At 67.9% G+C, this 19,234-nt stretch carries 19 protein-coding genes; 6 read left to right on the top strand and 13 right to left on the bottom strand.

All coding sequences use genetic code 11. The features are described from left to right. Positions 1-43 precede the first annotated feature (43 nt). The 3 genes from dnaE to LRM40_RS12190 all read left to right on the top strand — a co-directional run bounded on the left by dnaE (position 44) and on the right by LRM40_RS12190 (position 5,467). Positions 44-3,586 carry a DNA polymerase III subunit alpha gene (dnaE, locus tag LRM40_RS12200; RefSeq protein WP_151123560.1) on the top strand — a complete coding sequence of 1,181 codons (3,543 nt, stop codon included), beginning with the start codon at positions 44-46 and terminating at the stop codon, positions 3,584-3,586. A 102-nt stretch (positions 3,587-3,688) separates the two neighbouring features. Then, the gene (locus LRM40_RS12195) at positions 3,689-4,201 is read left to right on the top strand and encodes a hypothetical protein (protein WP_211372963.1); all 513 of its coding nucleotides are present in this window, start codon (positions 3,689-3,691) and stop codon (positions 4,199-4,201) included. A gap of 63 nt (positions 4,202-4,264) precedes the next feature. Beyond that, entirely contained in the window at positions 4,265-5,467 is a 1,203-nt protein-coding gene (locus LRM40_RS12190) for a patatin-like phospholipase family protein (RefSeq protein ID WP_151123561.1), read from the top strand. Positions 5,468-5,469: 2 nt separating this feature from the next. Here LRM40_RS12190 and LRM40_RS12185 read toward each other — a convergent pair whose 3' ends face one another. Beyond that, entirely contained in the window at positions 5,470-5,832 is a 363-nt protein-coding gene (locus LRM40_RS12185; RefSeq protein ID WP_151123562.1) for a ComEA family DNA-binding protein, read from the bottom strand. A 176-nt stretch (positions 5,833-6,008) separates the two neighbouring features. On the opposite strand from LRM40_RS12185, the gene rfaE2 reads away from it, so the two are divergent. Both rfaE2 and LRM40_RS12175 read left to right on the top strand, forming a co-directional pair. Further along, positions 6,009-6,500, top strand: coding sequence for a D-glycero-beta-D-manno-heptose 1-phosphate adenylyltransferase (rfaE2, locus tag LRM40_RS12180; RefSeq protein WP_375138559.1), 492 nt, complete (start codon positions 6,009-6,011; stop codon positions 6,498-6,500). A 14-nt stretch (positions 6,501-6,514) separates the two neighbouring features. Further along, the gene (locus tag LRM40_RS12175; RefSeq protein ID WP_170288828.1) at positions 6,515-7,564 is read left to right on the top strand and encodes a polysialyltransferase family glycosyltransferase; all 1,050 of its coding nucleotides are present in this window, start codon (positions 6,515-6,517) and stop codon (positions 7,562-7,564) included. 4 nt (positions 7,565-7,568) lie between these two features. Here LRM40_RS12175 and gmhB read toward each other — a convergent pair whose 3' ends face one another. The 5 genes from gmhB to LRM40_RS12150 are packed head-to-tail and all read right to left on the bottom strand — an operon-like array spanning position 7,569 to position 11,094. Continuing rightward, positions 7,569-8,123 (bottom strand): D-glycero-beta-D-manno-heptose 1,7-bisphosphate 7-phosphatase, encoded by a 555-nt coding sequence (gene gmhB, locus LRM40_RS12170; protein ID WP_151123565.1) that lies wholly within the window; start codon positions 8,121-8,123, stop codon positions 7,569-7,571. Then, positions 8,120-9,067 (bottom strand): D-glycero-beta-D-manno-heptose-7-phosphate kinase, encoded by a 948-nt coding sequence (rfaE1, locus tag LRM40_RS12165; RefSeq protein ID WP_151123566.1) that lies wholly within the window; start codon positions 9,065-9,067, stop codon positions 8,120-8,122. Before rfaE1 ends, gmhB begins: the two co-directional genes overlap by 4 nt. Next, positions 9,064-9,642 (bottom strand): D-sedoheptulose-7-phosphate isomerase, encoded by a 579-nt coding sequence (locus LRM40_RS12160; protein WP_151123567.1) that lies wholly within the window; start codon positions 9,640-9,642, stop codon positions 9,064-9,066. The genes rfaE1 and LRM40_RS12160 overlap by 4 nt, the downstream gene beginning before the upstream one ends. Positions 9,643-9,647: 5 nt before the next feature. Continuing rightward, a complete protein-coding gene (gene lapB, locus LRM40_RS12155; RefSeq protein WP_151123568.1) occupies positions 9,648-10,796 on the bottom strand; it encodes a lipopolysaccharide assembly protein LapB in 1,149 nt (382 codons plus the stop codon). After that, the gene (locus LRM40_RS12150; protein ID WP_151123569.1) at positions 10,786-11,094 is read right to left on the bottom strand and encodes a lipopolysaccharide assembly protein LapA domain-containing protein; all 309 of its coding nucleotides are present in this window, start codon (positions 11,092-11,094) and stop codon (positions 10,786-10,788) included. Before LRM40_RS12150 ends, lapB begins: the two co-directional genes overlap by 11 nt. Positions 11,095-11,202: 108 nt before the next feature. On the opposite strand from LRM40_RS12150, the gene LRM40_RS12145 reads away from it, so the two are divergent. Beyond that, on the top strand, positions 11,203-12,039 hold the full coding sequence (locus LRM40_RS12145; RefSeq protein ID WP_151123570.1) for a glycosyltransferase family protein: 837 nt from the start codon (positions 11,203-11,205) through the stop codon (positions 12,037-12,039). Position 12,040: 1 nt separating this feature from the next. Here LRM40_RS12145 and LRM40_RS12140 read toward each other — a convergent pair whose 3' ends face one another. From LRM40_RS12140 to rpsA, 7 genes are all read right to left on the bottom strand, one after another. Next, positions 12,041-12,538 carry a hypothetical protein gene (locus LRM40_RS12140; RefSeq protein ID WP_151123571.1) on the bottom strand — a complete coding sequence of 166 codons (498 nt, stop codon included), beginning with the start codon at positions 12,536-12,538 and terminating at the stop codon, positions 12,041-12,043. A gap of 57 nt (positions 12,539-12,595) precedes the next feature. Next, positions 12,596-13,030 (bottom strand): hypothetical protein, encoded by a 435-nt coding sequence (locus tag LRM40_RS12135; protein WP_231067525.1) that lies wholly within the window; start codon positions 13,028-13,030, stop codon positions 12,596-12,598. Positions 13,031-13,116: 86 nt separating this feature from the next. After that, positions 13,117-15,003, bottom strand: coding sequence for a glycosyltransferase family 9 protein (locus tag LRM40_RS12130; RefSeq protein ID WP_151123573.1), 1,887 nt, complete (start codon positions 15,001-15,003; stop codon positions 13,117-13,119). A 3-nt stretch (positions 15,004-15,006) separates the two neighbouring features. Further along, positions 15,007-16,101: a glycosyltransferase family 9 protein gene (locus LRM40_RS12125; RefSeq protein ID WP_151123574.1), complete on the bottom strand. Its 1,095-nt coding sequence runs from the start codon at positions 16,099-16,101 to the stop codon at positions 15,007-15,009. Beyond that, positions 16,098-16,994 (bottom strand): Kdo hydroxylase KdoO, encoded by an 897-nt coding sequence (gene kdoO, locus LRM40_RS12120; protein WP_151123575.1) that lies wholly within the window; start codon positions 16,992-16,994, stop codon positions 16,098-16,100. The genes LRM40_RS12125 and kdoO overlap by 4 nt, the downstream gene beginning before the upstream one ends. A 73-nt stretch (positions 16,995-17,067) precedes the next feature. Continuing rightward, positions 17,068-17,376 carry an integration host factor subunit beta gene (locus LRM40_RS12115; RefSeq protein WP_151123576.1) on the bottom strand — a complete coding sequence of 103 codons (309 nt, stop codon included), beginning with the start codon at positions 17,374-17,376 and terminating at the stop codon, positions 17,068-17,070. A gap of 53 nt (positions 17,377-17,429) precedes the next feature. Then, positions 17,430-19,139, bottom strand: a complete 1,710-nt coding sequence (rpsA, locus tag LRM40_RS12110) for a 30S ribosomal protein S1 (protein WP_151123577.1) — start codon at positions 19,137-19,139, stop codon at positions 17,430-17,432. Positions 19,140-19,234 lie beyond the last annotated feature (95 nt).

Raw genomic sequence — 19,234 nt, 5'->3', positions numbered from 1 at the left:
CCCCTAGGTCAAGGACGCGCACCCCGCTCCGTACAATGCCGCGATGAGTTTTGTTCACCTGCGCCTGCACACCGAATACTCCGTCGTCGATGGCACCTTGCGGATCGACGATGCGGTGTCCGCAGCCAAGGACGACGGGCAATTGGCCCTGGGCATTGCCGACCTGGGCAACCTGTTCGGCGCGGTCAAGCACTACAAGGCCTGCCGCGGCAAGGGCCTCAAGCCGGTGGTGGGCTGCGACGCCTGGATCGAACCGATGGACTGCGCGCCGGATGCGCCGCCGGGGCGCTTGCTGCTGCTGGTGCAGGACGTCACCGGCTACCACAACCTCTCGGAACTGCTGGCCCGCGCCTGGACCCGCAACGTCCAGCGCAACCAGGCCCTGCTGCGTTGGGATTGGCTGCAGGAGCTGGGTGAGGGCCTGATCGTGCTCTCGGGCGCCGAGTTCGGCCCGGTGGGCCAGGCGCTGCTGGCGGGCGACGCGGGTCGGGCCCGGCAGGCCGCCCAGGCGCTGTCCACCCTGTTCCCCGGCCGCTTCTACATCGAGCTGCAGCGCGGCGGCCTGCCGCACCACGAGGCCCTGGTGCGTGCCTCGGTGCCCTTGGCGGCCGAGCTGCAGCTGCCGGTGGTGGCCACCCACCCGGTGCAGTTCCTCACCGCCGAAGACTTCGAGGCCCACGAGGCCCGAGTCTGCGTGGCCGAGGGCGAGACCCTGGCCAACCCGCGTCGGGTCAAGCGCTTCTGCCCGGACCAGTACTTCAAGTCCCAGGCCGAGATGGCCGCCCTGTTCGCCGACATCCCTTCGGCGCTGGCCAACAGCGTGCGCATTGCCGCGCGCTGCAATCTCACCCTGGTGCTGGGCAAGAACTTCCTGCCGGACTTCCCGACCCCGCCGCTGCCCGACGGCAGCCCCATGCCCATCGGCGACTTCCTGCGCAAGGAATCCTACGAAGGCCTGGAGCAGCGGCTGGAGCTGCTGTTCCCCGACCCGGCCGAGCGCGAGGCCCAGCGGCCGGCCTATGTCGAGCGGCTGGAGTTCGAGCTCAACACCATCCTGCAGATGGGGTTCCCGGGCTACTTCCTCATCGTGTCGGACTTCATCAAGTGGGCCAAGGCCAATGGCTGCCCGGTCGGCCCGGGACGGGGTTCCGGTGCGGGCTCGCTGGTGGCCTATGTGCTGTCCATCACCGACCTGGACCCGCTGAAGTACAACCTGCTGTTCGAGCGCTTCCTGAACCCGGAGCGGGTGTCCATGCCCGACTTCGACGTGGACTTCTGCCAGAGCAACCGCGACCGGGTGATCGAGTACGTGAAGGAGCGCTATGGCCGCGAGGCCGTGAGCCAGATCGCCACCTTCGGCACCATGGCCGCCAAGGCCGCGCTGCGCGACGTGGGCCGGGTGCTGGGCATGGGCTTCGGCCATGTGGATTCCATCGCCAAGCTGATCCCGGCGCCGCCGGGCAAGCATGTGACGCTGGCCAAGGTGCCGGAGAAGCCCAATCCCAAGCTGGTCTACGCCCGCCTGGAGGCGCCCGAGCTGGAGCAGCGCGAGGCGGCCGAGGAAGAGGTGGCGGCCCTGCTCAGCCTGGCCGAGCGTGTCGAGGGCCTGGTGCGCAACATCGGCATGCATGCCGGGGGCGTGCTGATCGCCCCGGGCAAGATCACCGACTTCTGCCCGCTCTACCAGCAGCCCGGCAGCGACTCGGCGGTCAGCCAGTTCGACAAGGACGACGTCGAGCAGATCGGCCTGGTGAAGTTCGACTTCCTGGGCCTGGCGACCTTGACCATCCTGGAACTGGCCAAGGAGTTCATCACCACCCGCTACCCCGACCAGAAGGACTTCGCCTACGAGAAGATCCCGCTGGACGACAAGGCGGTCTACAAGCTCTTCTCCGACGGCCTGACCGAGGCGGTGTTCCAGTTCGAATCCCGCGGCATGCAGGGCATGCTGCGCGACGCCCAGCCCAGCCGGCTGGAGGACCTGATCGCCCTGAACGCGCTGTACCGCCCGGGCCCGATGGACCTGATCCCGTCCTTCGTCGCGCGCAAGCACGGCAAGGAGGTGGTGGAGTACCCGCACCCGCTGCTGGAGAAGGTGCTGGCCGAGACCTACGGGATCATGGTCTACCAGGAGCAGGTGATGCAGGCCGCCCAGGTGCTGGGGGGCTACAGCCTGGGCGGCGCCGACCTGCTGCGCCGGGCCATGGGCAAGAAGAAGCTCGAGGAGATGCTCAAGCACCGCGAGATCTTCCGGGAAGGCGCGGCCAAGAAGGGCATCAGCCAGGAGAAGGCCGACGAGGTCTTCGACCTGATGGAGAAGTTCGCGGGCTACGGCTTCAACAAGTCGCACGCCGCCGCCTATTCCCTGCTGGCCTACCACACCGGCTGGCTGAAGGTGCATTACGTGGCCGAGTTCTTCGCGGCCAACATGACGATCGAAATCAGCGACACCGACAAGCTCAAGGTGCTGCTGACCGACGCTGTCAAGAACTTCGGCATCCGCTTCGAGCCGCCCAGCGTCAACCGCGGCGTCTATCGCTTCGAGCCCCTGCCGGGCCAAGAGGGCCGCAAGGCGGTGCGCTACGGCCTGGGGGCGATCAAGGGCACGGGCCAAGGCGCCATCGAGGCCATCGTGGCCGCGCGTGAGGCCGACGGGCCCTTCACCAGCCTGTTCGACTTCTGTCGCCGGATCGACAAGAGCCGGGTCAACAAGCGCGTGGTCGAGGCCCTGATCAAGGCCGGTGCCTTCGACGAGCTGCATCCTGACCGAGCGGCCACCCTGGCCAGCATCGGCCTGGCTTTCGACTGGGCCGAAACCCAGGCGGCCAATGCGCTGCAGGGCGGGCTGTTCGATTTCGGCGGCGAGGACGACCACGGCTCGCTGAGCCAGGAGCCGGCTCTGGTGGCGGTGGAGCCCTGGGGCGTGCGCGAGCGCCTGGCCCAGGAGAAGACCGCCCTGGGCTTCTACCTTTCGGGTCATCTGTTCGACGAGGACGAGGCCGAGGTGCGACAGTTCTGCAAACGCCGCATCGCCGACCTGATCGACAGCCGCGACCCGCAGCTGCTGGCCGGCATCGTCAGCGATCTGCGCATCATCAACGGCCAGCGCGGCCGGGTGGGCATCTTCAAGCTCGACGACAAGAGCGAGCCGATCGAGGCGGTGGCCAACGAGGAGCTGCTGGATGCGAACAAGGAGCTGCTGCGCGACGACGAGCTGATCATCGTGCAGGGCAAGGCGCAGCCCGACCGCTTCTCCGGCGGCCTGCGGCTGAACGTGCAGCAGGTCTGGAGCCTGGCCGGCGCGCGCGCGCGCTTCGGCCGCTACCTCAGCGTGGCGCTGCACGGCACGGCGCCGGCCGTGGCGGGGCTGCTGCGCGAGCACCCCGCGCGCGTGGAGCAGACGGACGAGGGCGACCTGGTGCAGGGCCTGGCAGTGCGGGTGCGCGTGGAACGTCCTCAGGCCGTGGGCGAGGTGGACCTGGGCGAGCGGGGCCGTTTCTGGCCCACCAACGAGGCGCTGGCCGCCTGGAAGGTGCTCGCCGGTGATGGGCAGGCACGCATCGTGTACGAAGTGGAGAGTCGGTAAGCAGGCGTATCACGCGTCATCCCGGCCCGGGGGGCGCCGCGTTGTTGATCTATGTTCAACGACTGTGTCCGCCCACCGCCGTCTGGTGGGCGCCAAGACGCCATGCTGAATCGCCATCGCTGGAGCGCGCTCGCGCTCACGGCCGCCCTGGCGGCCTGGGCCCCGATGTCCCATGCCGCGGACGTGGGGGTGTCCATCTCGATCGGCCAGCCGGGCCTGCAAGGCCGCATCGACATCGGTCGCTTCTACGAGCCGGCGCTGATCGCGCCGCAACCCGTCATCGTGCAGCCGGCCCCCGTCTGGGCGCCGGTGCAGCCGGTTTACCTCTGGGCGCCGCCGGCCCACCGGGCCCACTGGGCGCGCTACTGCGGCCAGTACGGCGCCTGCGGCGCGCCGGTCTACTTCGTGCGCGACGACTGGTACCAGGCCCATGTGGTGCCGGTGGTGCGCCGTGCCCCACCTCCGCCGCCGGTGGTCTATGCGCCGGTGCCGGTGTACCGCGGCGGCCCTGGGCCCGGCTATGGCTATGGCCCGGGCTACGGTCGGGGCTGGGATGACGATCACCACCATGGGCACGGCCATGACCGTGACGGCGACCGGGGTGGTCGCTGGTAACGGGGGCGCTTTGCCCGTCTGATCCCCTGGGCGGCGTTGCGCCGCGGCACTAGACTGCCACGCATGCCGTCCACCCCCGTGCGCGGCCTGGTCCTCACCGGCGGCGGCGCCCGGGCGGCCTACCAGGTCGGTGTCCTGAAGGCCCTGCGTCACCTGCGCCACGAAGCGGGCATGGCTGGCGGCAACCCGTTTCCGGTCATCACCGGGACCTCGGCCGGGGGCATCAACGCCGCCGCGCTGGCCTGTCAGGCCGACGACTTCGACGCTGCAGTGGACGCCATGGTGGCGGTCTGGTCGAACTTCCATGCCGACCAGGTCTACCGGGCCGATGCGCTGGGCATCATCCGCACCGGGGCCCGCTGGCTGACCCTGATGTCGCTGGGCTGGGTGATCGCCCGATGGGTGCGCCAGCGGCCGCGCTCCCTGCTGGACAACGCCCCGCTGGGCGAGCTGTTGCAGCGCATGGTGCCCTTGGAAAGACTGGAGGGCCTGCTGGCGCAGGGCCATGTCCAGGCCCTGGCGGTCACGGCGTCCAGCTACAGCAGTGGCCTGCATGTCACTTTCTACCAGGTGGCGCCGGGCGACCCGCGGCAGCCCTGGAACCGTTCCCAGCGGCTGGCCTTGCCCTGCAAGCTCAGCCGCGACCACCTGCTCGCCTCCTCGGCCATTCCCTTCGTGTTCCCCGCCCAGACCCTGCCGCTGGGCGAGCGTGTGGAGTGGTTCGGCGATGGCTCCATGCGCCAGACGGCCCCGGTCTCGCCCGCGGTGCATCTGGGCGCCGATCGGGTGCTGGTGATCGGCGCCGGGCGCATGCACGAGCCGCCCGCCCAGCAGCGCCCTGTGAGCGAGGACTACCCCAGCGTGGCCCAGATCGGTGGCCACGCCTTGTCCAGCATCTTCCTGGACGCGCTGTCGGTGGATGTGGAGAGACTGCGGCGCATCAACCACACGCTGAGCCTGCTGCCGCCCGAGGCCCGTCAGCACACGCCGCTGCGACCGGTGGAATTGCTGGTCATCTCCCCCAGCCAGCGGCTGGACGACATCGCCGCGCGCCACCTGTCCGCCTTGCCGCTGCCGGTGCGCGCCTTGCTGGGCGGCGTGGGTGTGGAAGGGGAGGGCGCGGGCGCCCGCGGCGCGGCCCTGGCCAGCTACCTGCTGTTCGAGGAGGCCTTCACCCGCGAGCTGATCGCGCTGGGCGAGCGGGACACACTAGACCAGCGCGAGGCCGTGCTGCACTTCCTGCGGCCCACCACGATGGGCGCATGAGCTCAGGGCGCTGAGAAGGGCTGACCGCCCACCCGCAGGCCGGCGGCAGAGAGCTTGCGCGCCTTGCCCGGCCCCACGCCGGGCAGGCGGGCGATGAAGTCGCGCCAGTCCCGGAAGGGGCCGCGCTCGCGTTCACCCAGGATCTGGGTCGACAGCTGAGGGCCGATGCCCTTGATCATCTCGAGCTCGGCTTGGTTGGCCCCGTTCACCTCGGTTTCCGGCGGGCCCTCTCCCGTGGCAGCCAGGGCCAGCCGGCCCGCCAGCAGCAGCCCGATCCCGATCCCAATCCCGATCACCAGCCGTCGGCGGTGTGGCCCTGGTGGCCTGCGGCCGGGCGTGTGCCGGTCGCCCTGGTGGATGTCCATGTCTGCGCTTCTCCCGGGAAATGGTGGTCCGTCCGCGCCTGCCGCAACGGATAATTCCGGCAGTTCGGTTCCTTCACGATGCTTGCATCGCCTTTCCCGTGACGCATCCTTCTTCTTGTCCCTCCACCGCCGCCTGCCCCCCCTCCGAAGAGGGAGCCTTGGGCCCGGGGCTGCCGCTGATCGAGCACAAGGTGGTGGAGGCTGATGCGCTGGCTTCGGCGCTGGCCCGGCTGCCGCGTCCCTGGGTCTTCACCAACGGAGTGTTCGATGTGCTGCACCGCGGGCATGTGAGCTATCTGCAGGCGGCCCGCATGCTGGGGGGTTCACTCATCGTGGGGCTGAACACCGACCGTTCCGCCCGCAGCCTGGGCAAGGGGCCGGACCGGCCGCTCAACCGCCAGCAAGATCGGGCCTGGGTGCTGGGGGCGCTGGCCAGCGTGGACCTGGTGACCTTCTTCGACGAAAGCACGCCGGTCGAGCTGATCGCCCGCATCCGCCCGGACTGGTACGTCAAGGGCGGGGACTACGACATGGAGACCCTGGCCGAGACGGCGCTGGTGCGCTCCTGGGGCGGGCGGAGCGTGGCCATTCCCTTCGTGGACGGCTACTCCACCACGGATCTGGTCAAACGCATCCGCGCCACGGCGCCGGTCGTACCGAAGGGGTGAGCGCTGCGGTGCGGGTGAATGTCTTCTTCGTGGCCTCGCCGCTGAATTATCTGGCGGCCCGGCGGGTGGCGCTGGACTTCGAGCCGGGCAGCCGTTGCGTGCTGGTGTACTACCGCGACATGTCCCCCGAATTGGTGGAGGCGGGAGCCTGGGACGTGGTAATGCCCATGCTGTGGCCACGCTTGTGGCCGATGCCGGGGCGCTTCGGGCGGGTGCATCGCCTGGTGGACAATCTCGAGAAGGTGGCGGCGGCCATCGGACCTTGCGATGAGATCCGCATCCACAGCCCGGTGTTCGAGCCCGAGGCGATCAACTACTTCCTGCGCGGCCTGCCCAAGCTGACTGGGGCTCGGCGTGCGGTGGGGCGTCTCCTGCCTGACGGCATGGACAGCCTGCGTCGTTACCCGATGGGTTTGGGACGCCTGGCGACGCAATGCCTGCGCCGACTGCGCTGGTTGTACGACCGGCGTCTGGTCTATGCGGTCTTCCGGGGTGACCGAATGGGATCCGATGCCCCCTTCGTCGATCGCATCTACGTGCTCCAGGGTTTCCCGCATCCCTACCCCAAGGAAAAGGTGGTCGAGTTGGGGCCACTGGTCGAGCGCGCGCCCGACGGCAAGGGCTCGGCAGGCCTTTCCCGGGCGCTGCTGCTGGGCCAGCCGCTGGCCAGCTCCGGGTTCATCACCGAAGAGGAACGGGCCATGATCGCGGGGGCGATTTCGCAGTGGCTGCGGGACAGCGGTGTGCAGGAGGTCTGCTACAAGGCCCACCCGAGAGAGGCGGCGGTGCGGGAGTTTGCGCAACCCCACTACCGGGAGCTGACGCTGTCGGAGCCCCTGGAAATGCACTTGGCGCACACGCGCTACGACGTCGTCTGCAGTGTCGCCTCGACAGCCCTGGTCACGGCCCGCCAGATCCAGGGCGCGGGCTGCCGGATCGCCTCGTTCGGCCTGGAGCGGCTGAGCAATCTCGACGACGGCGCACGGGCCCGGATGCGGGATCTACTGCTGGGCTTCGGGGTCGAGGTCCACACCGCAGACGGCCGGCGCCTTCCGGCGCCCTGAGCCTTCAGGGCGCGAGGGCGCTGACGCAGTCGGCGAGGTCGTCGAAGCAGGCGTCCGCGCGGGCGCTTTCCAGTAGCGTGAGGTCCTGGCCGGATCGCACCAGAAAGGCACGACCCACGCCCGCTGCGCGCGCGGCCTGGATGTCGGAGTCCTTGTCGCCCACCAGGATGGAGGCGGGCAGGTCTGCACCCAGCTCGCGGGCTGCGCGCAGGATCATGCCCGGTGCCGGCTTCCGGCAGTCGCAGTCTTGCGCGTAGCGGGCCACTTCAGCGCCGGGCAGGTGCGGACAGTGATATACGCCGGCCAGGGTCACGCCCTCGTCCGCCAGGGCCTGGCGCATCTGGCACGTGAGGGCCTGGTAGTCGTCCTCGGTGTAATAGCCGCGGGCGATGCCGGACTGATTGGTCACTACCACCAGCTGATAGCCCAGGGCCTGGAGCTGCCGCAGAGCGTCCACCGTGCCTGGCACGAAGCGGAAGTCCTTCCAACGGCTGAGGTAGGCCACGTCGACGTTGATCACCCCGTCACGGTCCAGGAAGGCAGTCTTGACACCGCTCATTCCAGGAGTTCCGCATGGCTGATGCTGGCGGTGCCGAACTTGCCCACGACCAGGCTGGCGGCATGGTTGGCCCAGGGCACTGCCTGGGCCAAGGGCATGCCCGTGCCCAGCAGAGAGGCCAAGGTCGCGATGACCGTGTCACCCGCGCCGGTGACGTCGAACACCTCGCGTGCCTCGGCGGGCACATGGTGGGCGCCTGCGTCATCGAACAAGGTCATGCCTTCTTCCGACCGGGTGAGCAACAGGGCCTGGAGTCGCAACTCGCGGCGCAGGTTCTGGGCCAGTTCGGTCAGATGGGCCTCGTCACGCCAGGGGCCCGTGATCAGGGCCAGCTCGGAGCGGTTGGGTGTCAGCGCCGACGCACCCGCGTAGCGGGCGTAGTCGCTGCCCTTGGGGTCCACCAGGACGGGGAGGCCCGCCGCGCGGGCACGCTGGATCATTTGCGGAATGTGGGCCAGCCCGCCTTTGCCATAGTCGGAGAAGACGACAACGTCGTGCTGGCTCAGCTGCTCCTCGAAGCTGGCGAACATCTGATTGAGCACCTCATGGTCGGGCGTATTCTCGAAGTCCACCCGCAGCAGCTGCTGCGATCGGCCGATGACACGCAGCTTGACGATGGTCTTGAGGGCCGGGTCGCGTCGCAGCACCGCGCGGATCTGCCGACTCGCCAGCAGTTCTTCCAGGCGGGTCGCGGGCTCGTCGTCGCCGACCACGGTCAGCAGCGTCACCTGGGCCTCGAGCGCCTGGCTGTTGACCGCCACGTTGGCGGCGCCACCCAGGCGGTCCTCTTCGCGGGTGACCCGCACCACCGGCACCGGCGCTTCAGGGGAGATACGGTCCACGGCACCGAACCAATAGCGGTCCAGCATCACGTCACCCACCACCAGCACGCGGCTGCGGTGCATGGCCTCGGCCGGAGGCAACGGAACGCGTGCGTTCGTCATGTCAGTCCCAGCTCCTGCTCGATCAAGCCGCAGAGCGTATGGCCGATCAGGATGTGGGCCTCCTGGATGCGTGCGGTGACCGCGGACGGCACCACGATGGCCACGTCCGACAGCGGTTTGAGGGCCCCTCCGTCGCGGCCCAGCAGGCCGATGAAGGAGATGCCCAGCTCGCGTGCGGCGTGGGCGGCTCTGACCACGTTGGCGGAATTGCCAGAGGTCGAGATGCCGATCAGCACATCGCCGGAACGGCCCAGGGCCCGCAGCTGGCGGGCAAAGATCTCGTCGAATGCATAGTCGTTGCCGATGCAGGTCAGGGCCGAACTGTCGGTGGTCAGCGCGATGCCGGCGAGAGGGCGCCGTTCGTGGATGAAACGTCCGGTGAGTTCGGAGGCGATGTGCTGCGCATCGGCGGCCGAGCCGCCATTGCCGCAAAGCAGCAGCTTACCGCCCTGGGCCAGCGCTGCTGCGATGCGGCGGCCGGCCTCGTTGACGTCGGGCGTCAGCGCGGCCAGCTGTTGGAACAGCTGCAGGTGTTCATCCAGGTTGGCCTGGAACAGCAGGGAGGCAGAGGGCATCATGGTCAGAGCTCTTCGATCCGTTCAGGCGGAAAACTGTCCCAGCTCAGGCAGCCGGGGCATTGCCAGAAGTGGCGCTGGGCTTCGAACCCGCAGGCCGCGCAACGGTAGCGCTGCAGAGGCTGAGCCGCACGGCCCACCGCCACCCGCACCGCTTGGGCTGCCGGTTCATCCCATTGGGAAAGGGGGCGTTGCAGCATGGCGGCCGCGGCGCCCAGGGTGGGCTTCTTCTCGAGGTGTTGCAGCAGGGCAGGGTCGGCGCTGAGTTCGTGTCCGTCCAGCGCGGCGCGGGCCCGCAGCAGGTCCAGGCTGGGCGAACGCGCATAGGCTTCCTGCAGGGCTTGGCGGGCAGCCTCGGTCTGGCCGCAGGCGCGCGCGGCATTCACGTAGTCCTCACCGATCAGGGCAAAGGCCGGGATGTCGCGGGCCCGCAGTTCGTTCCAGATGGCCAGCGCCTGGGCGGGCTGGCCCTGGCGAGCCAGCCGCTGACCCGCGATCAGCAAGGGGCGGGGGGCCTGGGGCGCGGCCTTGCGGGCGTGGGCCAATGCCTTGTCGGCCTCCTCGGTGTTCTGGCGCGCGTCGGCTTCCAGTGCCAGTTCGCACCAGTGGTGCGCCATCCTCTGCCCGAAGGAGCCGATGCCGTTGTGCTCCAGGACGGCGGCCACCTCGGCGGCCGCATGCCAGTCGCGCGAGCGTTCGTACAGGTTCAAGAGGGCCAGCCGCGCTTCCGTGTCGAAAGGGGTGCCGAGCAGGGCACGGTAGGCTTCCTCGGCACGGTCGAACAGGCCCGCCTTCATGAAGTCCTGGGCCAGGGCATACTGGGCCCGGTCGCGCTCGGTTTCGCCCAGGTCGGCCCGGCCCAGCAGGTGCTGGTGCACCCGCACGGCGCGTTCGAATTCCCCTCGCCGGCGGAACAGGTTGCCCAGCGCGAAGTGCAGCTCGGTGGTGTCCGGATCGTTCTGGACCGCCTCGATGAAGGCGTCGATGGCCTTGTCCTGCTGCTCGTTGAGCAGCAGGTTCAGTCCTTTGAAGTAAGCCTTGGGGGCGTCACGCTGCTCCCGGCGCACCTGGCGCAGATCCAGGCGGGAGCCCAGCCAACCCAGTGCGAAGGCGATCGGCAGGCCGATCAGCAGCCATTGAAGTTCAAATTCCATCGGGGAAATCGGCCGGGATGGCCCGTGCTGCACTGGCCGATGGCGCCTCGGCAGGAGCGGGGGGCTCGGCGCTGGGACGCTGTCGTGCGCGGCGCCGCTGGCGCCACCAGCTTGGCGTCATGGCCAGCACGCCAAACACCAGGCCCGCCACCAGGGCGGCCAGCACGACGATGACCAGCGGCGCGTTCCACACGAAGCCGAAGAACCAATGCACCGTGACCACCTGCTGGTTGTTCAGGGCAAAGGCAAACAGTGCAAAGAAGAGAAAAGCTCGCAAGAGCCACACGAGGAAACGCATCGCCACTCCACGAATGGGTACATTCTACGGACGTCCAAGACAGTCGCTTGGCGAGAGAAAGAGTTTCCTATGGTGTCCCCCGTAGAAGAATCGACTCTGAATATTTATGTGGGTTGCGAACCCCCGCAGCATGTGGCCGCGCGCGTGCTGGAGCACAGCATCCTTCGGCACGCCAGCATTCCCGTGGCGGTGCACCGGCTGGACGAGTGCGTGGCCCGGCATCGGCTGCCTGTGTCCGGTCGGACGATGTTTTCCCTGCAGCGCTTCTTCATCCCTGAGATCAATGGGTTCAAGGGACTGGCGGTGTACATCGACTCCGACATGCTGGTGTTCGACGATGTGCGCGACCTGATCGCTCATCGTGCCCCCGGGGTCGCGGTCAGCTCGGCGGAAACGCCACCTGGCAGTGGTCGCAAGCGCCAGTTCAGCGTCATGGTGATCGATTGCGAGCTGGCCCGCTGGAAGCCGCAGGAGATCCATCAGAAGGCCCAGTCGAACTACCGCGACGTGATGTACGAACTGAGTTTCGAGCCGTCCAAGACCGTGTCGCTTCCCTACACATGGAACTCGCTAGAGCGCTATGAGGCAGGCAAGACGCAGCTGCTGCACTACACCGACATGAACCTGCAGCCGTGGGTCGATGCCCGCAACCCGCTGCTGCCGGTCTGGATGGACGCTCTCTTTGCCGCACTGGACGATGGTTTTGTCACCATGGACGAAGTGGCCGAGAGCACCCGGCGGGGATGGCTGCGCCCCGGTGTGCTATGGCAGGCCAAGCACCGCGAGCGTGAAGTCAGCAGGTTGCCCCTGCACCTCAAGATCGCCGAGGCCTTCTACCGCGCTCCGCACAAGCCACGCTACTGGGCCCGCAAGGTCGAGCAGGTGCGGCATGGCGGTGCCAAGCTGGTCGGTGCCTTGAACGGGGGGCGAGTCCCCCGTACCTGAGTCAGTCTGACTTGTGGACAGAAGGGCTGCAGAGCGAACTCAGTTGCTCGTGCCACTGGGCAGCGATCTGGCGCAGCTGCCAGTGCTGCGCCAGAGAGGCCAGGCCCCGCGCATTCAACTGTGAACGCCACTGCGTGTCGCGGACCAACCGCTCCAACTGCTTCGTCCAGTTGTCCAGGACACAGGCCTCGGCAAACGGCTGGTAGCTGGGGATGCTGTTGGCCGCCACGCCCAGCCCGTGCAGCAGGGCGGTGGCCAAACGGTTGTTCGTCTTGCAGACCGTGAACGGATTGCGGGTGATGGGGATGAGCGCCACCTGGTGGCTGCGCAGCGCCCTCGAAAAGGTGCTGGATGACCACTCGAGGTAGAACGCTGGAACCTGCCAGTTCCGAGTCAGTGTCTTGAACTTCGACCGGTTGTTGCTGATCACGGTAAGGCTGATGGCCGTCCGCCGGTGCAGGGCTTCCAGGGCATCCTGAAGCTTGGCCAGATCCAGCATCCCGCCGCTCGCATAGTCGCTGCCATGGTGCCCGAACCACACCAGATGGCATCCAGGCTACCGTGCCAGGCACCTCAGGGTGTGATGCAAGTGCCATTCGTGGAGGGGATGACGCCAGCGGCTGCGGCTGTCTCCTTCCAGAGGTGGCTCCGCCGCATCGCCGATGACCGCGATTCGCACCGCGGAGCCCGCTTCTGCACGGATCACCTCGGCCAGGGCTTCGGTGGAAGCAACAACGAGATTCGCTGCCCGGGCGGCAGCACGAAGCCGGTCCGAGCGCTCCACCCACTTGGGTGAGGGATCGGCAGCGTAGAAGTGGTTGTCGCACAGATCCAGCACCACCCGCGTGCCATGGCGAGAGCGCAATTGCAGCGCGTGCTCCAGAGAAGCCGCGTCGTAGCGCTTGGACAACACCAGAACCTCCACGGGCGAGGTCGTGTCGGCCGGATCATAGAGCGCAGCGTCCACACCGTTCCGGCTCAGTTGCTCCACGATTTGGCAGCACCGAAGTCGGTAACTGGCCACCGTGTTGTCGCGCGTGTGCGGCCACCAGCGAAGACGGATACTGGAGTTCGGTCTCATGGACGGGCTGCATGAGCAGACACGGTGCTGGGGGCGGTGTTCGTCAACAAGGGGAGCCACTGCGCAAGTCCTGCCGCCAGTTCGGCGTCGGAGGGTCTTTCGGCTGCGGTCTCCACCTGCGAAAGATTCGGGTTCAGCGGCCAGCGGCTCCAGGGCTGAGGCAGGCCCAGACCCCGCTGGACCGTCGCCCAGGATGCTTGTTCCCGCTTCGGCCGCTGCGACAGGGCCAGCTGCGGCGCCCGAGGACGCATCAGTGCCCAGAGATGGTCGAGGCCGTCGCAGCCGCCCACCCAGGCATCGCCGGCCAGCATCTCACCCAGCAGGGAAGGAGAGTCGCCATCGCCGGTGAGGCCACTCCACACATCCACGGCCACCATGCCCTTCGCCTGCAGGGTGGACAGCGCTGCCTGCCGGCAGGCCGCATCCGCCAGGTGAACCAGGACGCGGGCCCGACCCTCCGCGGCAGCGCGCAGCGCGACAGCCTGCTGATGCACCGCCTCCGGCCACTGGGGCGGCCCCGCAGTCTGCGGATGCTGCGCAAAGGCATTCGTGGCGGTCAGCCACACCGGCCCGGGATGCCAGACTGACCAGCCGCCAGCATCGAGGTCCGAGGGGTGCAGGGGGGCGAAGGTATCAGGGAAACAGGCGGCCAGGTCTGGCAAGGGGCCCTTCGACTGCAGCAGGCCAAAACGCTGGCCGGTGCGCCGGTGACGCTGCTGCGCCCACCAGGCCAGGGCGCACTGCTCAGCCAAGTCCCGCCCGCGCAGATCGAGGACTGTGGGCAGCGGCCGGGGTGGGCTGGGGGCGGTGGCCTCGAAGCCGGGGGCGTTGTCCTGCTCCAGCCGAGCCAGTACGTCAGCAACGGAGATGTCAAGCAACCGCACGGGAGGCCGGGTATGGCGCCGGCTCGGGATATCCGGTTCGGGCGCCAGCAGCATCCGCATCAGCGGGTCATGGTCCAGCAGGGGCCGGTTGCCTAGCAGCACGAAGCTGGGGCGGTCCAGGGCCGCAGCAAGGTTGGTGATACCCGTGTCGTTGCCGATGTTGGCATCGGACAAGGCCAGCGTGGCGGCGCTCTGCAAGACGGTATTGCCCGTGGCCGCCAACACTTGGCCTCGCAACGGGGCAGGGATGCTCGCCACGATGTCCTGGGCCAGCCCTGCCTCGGGCGGGCCACCCAGCAGCACCACACCGCAGCCCCGCTGGGCGAGGGCCGTTGCCAAGGCGGCAAAGCGGGCCGAGCCCCACTGCTTGTGGGGCTCGGAAGAACCGATGGCAAAGGTGTAGAGCGGGCGTGGCAAGGCCGCCAGCGTCTCTGCCTGTTGGGCAATGGCATCGGCTGGCAGCTGGAGCTTGGGCACCACCGGCTCGGTGACGAAGCCGTGGGCCAGTGCCAGGGTCGTCGCATTCTTGTGCACGGGCACAGACGGTCCACGGTAGGGCCGGATATAGGGGCCGTGGCTGAGCAGACGGCGCTCGATCCAGTGGAAGCCGAACCCAATGCGTTCGGGGATGCCTGCCATCAGGGCGAGGATTGCGCGGTTGACGTGATCGGAGAAGATCACGATGCGATCGAAGCGATGAGGCTTGAGCTCGCGCGCCATCCGCAGCATGCCCAGCGGGCCGGTGTGGCGTCCTTGGCGTCGCTCTGCGCGCCGGGGGCGGCGATCGAAATCGAAGACCTGAGAGATGCAGGACTCGCCGGAGAGCAGCTCTCTTGCGAAGGTTGATGGCGAGGCGATGAGCGCGATCTGCCCGCCCCGGCTCTGGGCCGCAATGGCCCGGAGGTAGGGTACATGCCAGACCAGATCGCCGATGCCGGCGAACTGGTGGAGCACCACGGTGCTGGGGCGCGGGTCGGGAGAGCCGGATGATATGGGCATGGATCAGGGCGCCTGGGTTGCATTGCCCGCGGCCAGGACGACCTGACGGGCCGCTGTCATCACCTCAGGAATGGACAGATCGCGCATGCAATTGAATTGTCCATCGCAGCTCGGGGCACGGTGGCAGGGGGAGCAGGGCAAAGCCTTGTAAAGCACCTGCACCCGGGGGGTGCCGGCGTGCAGATAGGGGGCGGTGGAGCCGAACAGCGCCACGGTGGGCAGACCCAGCGCGATGCCCATGTGGGTCAGGCCGGTGTCCACACCGATCAGCAGCTGGCTTTGGGCGATGGCCGCGACGGTCTCGTCGAGCTTGAGTCGGCCCGTGAGGTTGACCAGCCGCGCTTCCTGGCCGGCAATGCGGTCTGCTGCTTCCCGGTCGCCAGGTCCCCCCAGCACCACGGGCTGGTAGCCGGCCTCCCACAGTGCCGCACCCAGTGCAGGCCAGCGTTCCTCCAGCCAGTGCTTCTGGGGCCGGGTGGTGAAGGGCGCCAGGATGGCCACCGGCCGGCCCTGGATGCCCGCCTCCTGCATGACCTGGATGGCCTGCTGGCGCGGCGCCTGGCCCACCGCCAGATCAAGGCGGAAATCCGGTGCGCCCACGGCCGCGGCCAGGGCGCAGTATTCAAAGGAGATGATGCGCTCGGGACCAGGCGGAACGGCTGGGCGCACGCAGTCATGGACGAAGAACTGATTGCCTTCTCGGGGCCACAGGCTGACCCGCAGCGGCGCGCCGCTGAACCAGCCGCACAGTCCGCTCTTGAGCAGTCCTTGTGGATCGAGCACCAGATCGAATTGGCGCGCGCGCAGCTCGCGGGCCCATGTCCGGAAAGCGCGCCATGCCTCCAGCCGTCGCCCCGATCGCCAGAGCTGCTTCCACTGCCCCAGGGGCAGCACCAGCAGCTCGTCCAGCCGCGGGTTGTGGGCCAGCAGCGGTGCGGCAGGGGCATCCACCAGCCAGCTCAAACGCGCTTCGGGCCAGCGGGCCTTGAGGGCCGGGATCAGGCCGGAGCTGAGCACCACATCGCCCAGCGCGCTCAGCCGAACGATCAGGATGCGGCGGGGGGCGAGGGCCGGCGCCCGGTCGGCCAGCAAGCTCATGCGAGACCCAGGCGGCGACCGGTCATGCGCTCGAGCACATGCAGCGGGGACGTGTCAGGCTGCTGCTGGTCGGCCGGCGAGAGCCAGAAGGTCTGTTCCATCATGAACTGACCGGACATGACGGCGTGCAGCACCTGGTCGCTGAACACCACCCAGGTGGTGCCGGGGGCGAAGGCCACCTCGCGTTGCGGGCAGTCACGCTGCCAGGCCATGTCGGCCTTGGCGCCGTCGTGCAGGCCCAGCATCAGGTGGTCGAATTCGGTGCGGCGCTGTTTGGTGACGTGCAGGGTCTCCAGCAGCCAGCCGGAGCCTGGCAGGGGGCGCTTGATGCGTGGCAGGAAGGTCCGGGCAAAGTCCTGGAAGTCCTCGCCCACACGCCAGACGCGCGGCTGGCTGCCCGGGTTCACGTTGGTGAAGATGCGCAGCAGGCGGGCGCCTTGGGTCGGGTTGGAAGGGAAGGCATCCACGTGCAGGCGCGTGTCGTCCTTGCGCCAGCTGGTCTCGCGGCCTTCGACGGAGATCGGACGGTAGGAGGTGTTGGCGACCTGCAGCTTGCCGGTGTAATGGGGGAACAGGCGCTGCGCCAGCGCGGTGGCCTGGTCGCGGAAGCGGATCAGCATGGCCCGCAATTCGACCAGGTCCTCGGCACTGCCCACGGCGCCGCGCATCAGGGCCTGGGGGCCTCGCAGGCTGATGTTCTTGGTGGCCGGGTCCGCGTAGCGGGTGTCGAGAAAGCGTCGCTCGGCCTCGCTCAGCACAAAGCGCAACTCGGGGAAGACCAGCACATGCCCGGTCTCCAGCGAGGACTCCACTGCATGGGTTCGGGCACCTGGCTGGCCGTGCTGCCAGTCGCTGTCGTCGTGGGTCTGAAGAATATCGTCGAGGCGGGCCATGATGAAAAACGCCCGGGAGGGCCCGAGCGTCGATGAAGTGTTCCGAGGGGCGCCTGCCCCGAAGAGCAGGCGCTTACCGACCGTCCGTATTGTCCACCGGCAGGCTGGCATCCACACCCTCGCGCAGGGCTTTGCCCGGCTTGAAGTGTGGCACCAGCTTCTCGGGGATCGTCACCTTCTCGCCGGAGCGCGGGTTGCGGCCCATGCGCGGCGGTCGGCGGCTGATCGAGAAGCTCCCGAAGCCCCGGATCTCGATGCGGTGCCCGCGCGCCAGGGCGTCGGACATCGCATCGAGCGTGGTCTTGACCGCGAACTCGGTGTCGCGCTGCGTCAGTTGGGCAAATCGCTCAGCCAGCTTGGCAACGAGATCAGAACGCGTCATGGGTCAGGACAGGGCTCGGGACGGGTGGAGGAACAGGCGTCGGTGGACAGCGATCAGTTGCTGCCTTGGTCCAGCTTGGCGCGCAGCAGGGCGCCCAGGCTGGTGGTGCCGGCGTTGCCGGTGTTCTCGGCGGACAGACGCTGCATGGCTTCCTGCTGGTCGGCCTGGTCCTTGGCCTTGATCGACAGCTGGATGTTGCGGGTCTTGCGGTCCACGTTGACGATCATCACCGAGACTTCGTCGCCTTCCTTCAGCACGTTGCGGGCGTCTTCGACGCGGTCGCGGCTGATTTCGGAGGCGCGCAGGTAGCCCATCACGTCATCGGCCAGTTGCACTTCGGCGCCACGGGCATCGACGGTCTTGACCACGCCGTTGACGATCACGCCGCGGTCATTGACCGAGGTGAAGGTCGCGAAGGGGTCGCCATCCAGCTGCTTGATGCCCAGGGAGATGCGCTCGCGCTCGACGTCGATGCCCAGAACGATGGCTTCGACTTCCTGGCCCTTCTTGTAGTTGCGCACGGCGGTCTCGCCGGCTTCCTGCCACGACAGGTCGGACAGGTGCACCAGGCCGTCGATGCCGGCAGCCAGGCCCACGAAGACGCCGAAGTCGGTGATCGACTTGATCGGACCCTTGACGCGGTCGCCACGCTTGACGGTGGCCGAGAACTCTTCCCAGGGGTTGGCCTTGCACTGCTTCATGCCCAGGGAGATGCGACGCTTGTCTTCGTCGATTTCCAGGACCATGACTTCGACTTCCTCGCCCAGGGTGACCACCTTGGAGGGGGCGACGTTCTTGTTGGTCCAGTCCATCTCGGAAACGTGCACCAGGCCTTCGATGCCCGGCTCGATCTCGACGAAGGCGCCGTAGTCGGCGATGTTGGTGACCTTGCCGAACAGGCGGGTGCCGGTCGGGTAGCGACGGGCCACGCCCATCCAGGGGTCATCGCCCAGCTGCTTGATGCCCAGCGAAACGCGGTTCTTCTCGGCGTCGAACTTCAGGACCTTGGCGGTCAGCTCTTGACCCACGGTCACCACTTCGCTCGGGTGACGGACACGGCGCCAGGCCATGTCGGTGATGTGCAGCAGGCCGTCGATGCCGCCCAGGTCCACGAACGCACCGTACTCGGTGATGTTCTTGACCACGCCGTTGACGATGGCGCCTTCGTGCAGGGTTTCCAGCAGCTTGGCGCGCTCTTCGCCCATGGAGGCTTCGACCACGGCGCGACGCGACAGCACAACGTTGTTGCGCTTGCGGTCGAGCTTGATGACCTTGAATTCCATGGTCTTGCCCTCGAAGGGCGACATGTCCTTCACGGGGCGGGTGTCCAGCAGCGAGCCGGGCAGGAAGGCGCGGATGCCGTTGACCAGAACGGTCAGGCCGCCCTTGACCTTGCCGGAGACGGTGCCGGTCACGAAGTCGCCAGACTCCAGAGCGGTTTCCAGCGACAGCCAGGAGGCCAGGCGCTTGGCCTTGTCACGCGACAGGATGGTGTCGCCGTAGCCGTTTTCGACGGCGTCGATGGCCACCGAGACGAAGTCGCCGACCTGGACTTCGATTTCGCCCTGGTCGTTCTTGAATTCGTCGATGGGCACATAGGCTTCGCTCTTCAGGCCGGCATTGACGACCACGAAGCTGTGCTCGATGCGCACCACCTCGGCGGTGATGACTTCACCCGAGCGCATTTCGCTCTTCTGCAGCGATTCCTCGAACAGAGCGGCGAAGGAGTCTCCACCGAAATCGGCGGTTTGAGTCTGGGACATGGGATTTCCTGAGTCAGCGGGCGGACGCCGCCGACAGCTGTGCGGTTTGCAAGGCCGCGGGGGTTAGGTTGACGGATTCACCGCCCTTGACGGCA

Source organism: Ideonella dechloratans, from assembly GCF_021049305.1.
Taxonomy (GTDB): Bacteria; Pseudomonadota; Gammaproteobacteria; order Burkholderiales; family Burkholderiaceae_C; genus Ideonella; species Ideonella dechloratans.
Note: the sequence above shows the minus strand (reverse complement) of the source record. Positions and strands in the feature narration are given on the sequence as shown.

Excerpts from the sequence above, each read along its gene's own strand:
- dnaE (WP_151123560.1), top strand. The coding sequence starts at position 44 with ATGAGTTTTGTTCACCTGCGCCTGCACACCGAATACTCCGTCGTCGAT.
- LRM40_RS12195 (WP_211372963.1), top strand. The coding sequence starts at position 3,689 with ATGCTGAATCGCCATCGCTGGAGCGCGCTCGCGCTCACGGCCGCCCTG.
- LRM40_RS12190 (WP_151123561.1), top strand. The coding sequence starts at position 4,265 with ATGCCGTCCACCCCCGTGCGCGGCCTGGTCCTCACCGGCGGCGGCGCC.
- LRM40_RS12185 (WP_151123562.1), bottom strand. The coding sequence starts at position 5,832 with ATGGACATCCACCAGGGCGACCGGCACACGCCCGGCCGCAGGCCACCA.
- gmhB (WP_151123565.1), bottom strand. The coding sequence starts at position 8,123 with ATGAGCGGTGTCAAGACTGCCTTCCTGGACCGTGACGGGGTGATCAAC.
- rfaE1 (WP_151123566.1), bottom strand. The coding sequence starts at position 9,067 with ATGACGAACGCACGCGTTCCGTTGCCTCCGGCCGAGGCCATGCACCGC.
- LRM40_RS12160 (WP_151123567.1), bottom strand. The coding sequence starts at position 9,642 with ATGCCCTCTGCCTCCCTGCTGTTCCAGGCCAACCTGGATGAACACCTG.
- lapB (WP_151123568.1), bottom strand. The coding sequence starts at position 10,796 with ATGGAATTTGAACTTCAATGGCTGCTGATCGGCCTGCCGATCGCCTTC.
- LRM40_RS12150 (WP_151123569.1), bottom strand. The coding sequence starts at position 11,094 with ATGCGTTTCCTCGTGTGGCTCTTGCGAGCTTTTCTCTTCTTTGCACTG.
- LRM40_RS12140 (WP_151123571.1), bottom strand. The coding sequence starts at position 12,538 with ATGCTGGATCTGGCCAAGCTTCAGGATGCCCTGGAAGCCCTGCACCGG.
- LRM40_RS12130 (WP_151123573.1), bottom strand. The coding sequence starts at position 15,003 with ATGCCCATATCATCCGGCTCTCCCGACCCGCGCCCCAGCACCGTGGTG.
- LRM40_RS12125 (WP_151123574.1), bottom strand. The coding sequence starts at position 16,101 with ATGAGCTTGCTGGCCGACCGGGCGCCGGCCCTCGCCCCCCGCCGCATC.
- kdoO (WP_151123575.1), bottom strand. The coding sequence starts at position 16,994 with ATGGCCCGCCTCGACGATATTCTTCAGACCCACGACGACAGCGACTGG.
- LRM40_RS12115 (WP_151123576.1), bottom strand. The coding sequence starts at position 17,376 with ATGACGCGTTCTGATCTCGTTGCCAAGCTGGCTGAGCGATTTGCCCAA.
- rpsA (WP_151123577.1), bottom strand. The coding sequence starts at position 19,139 with ATGTCCCAGACTCAAACCGCCGATTTCGGTGGAGACTCCTTCGCCGCT.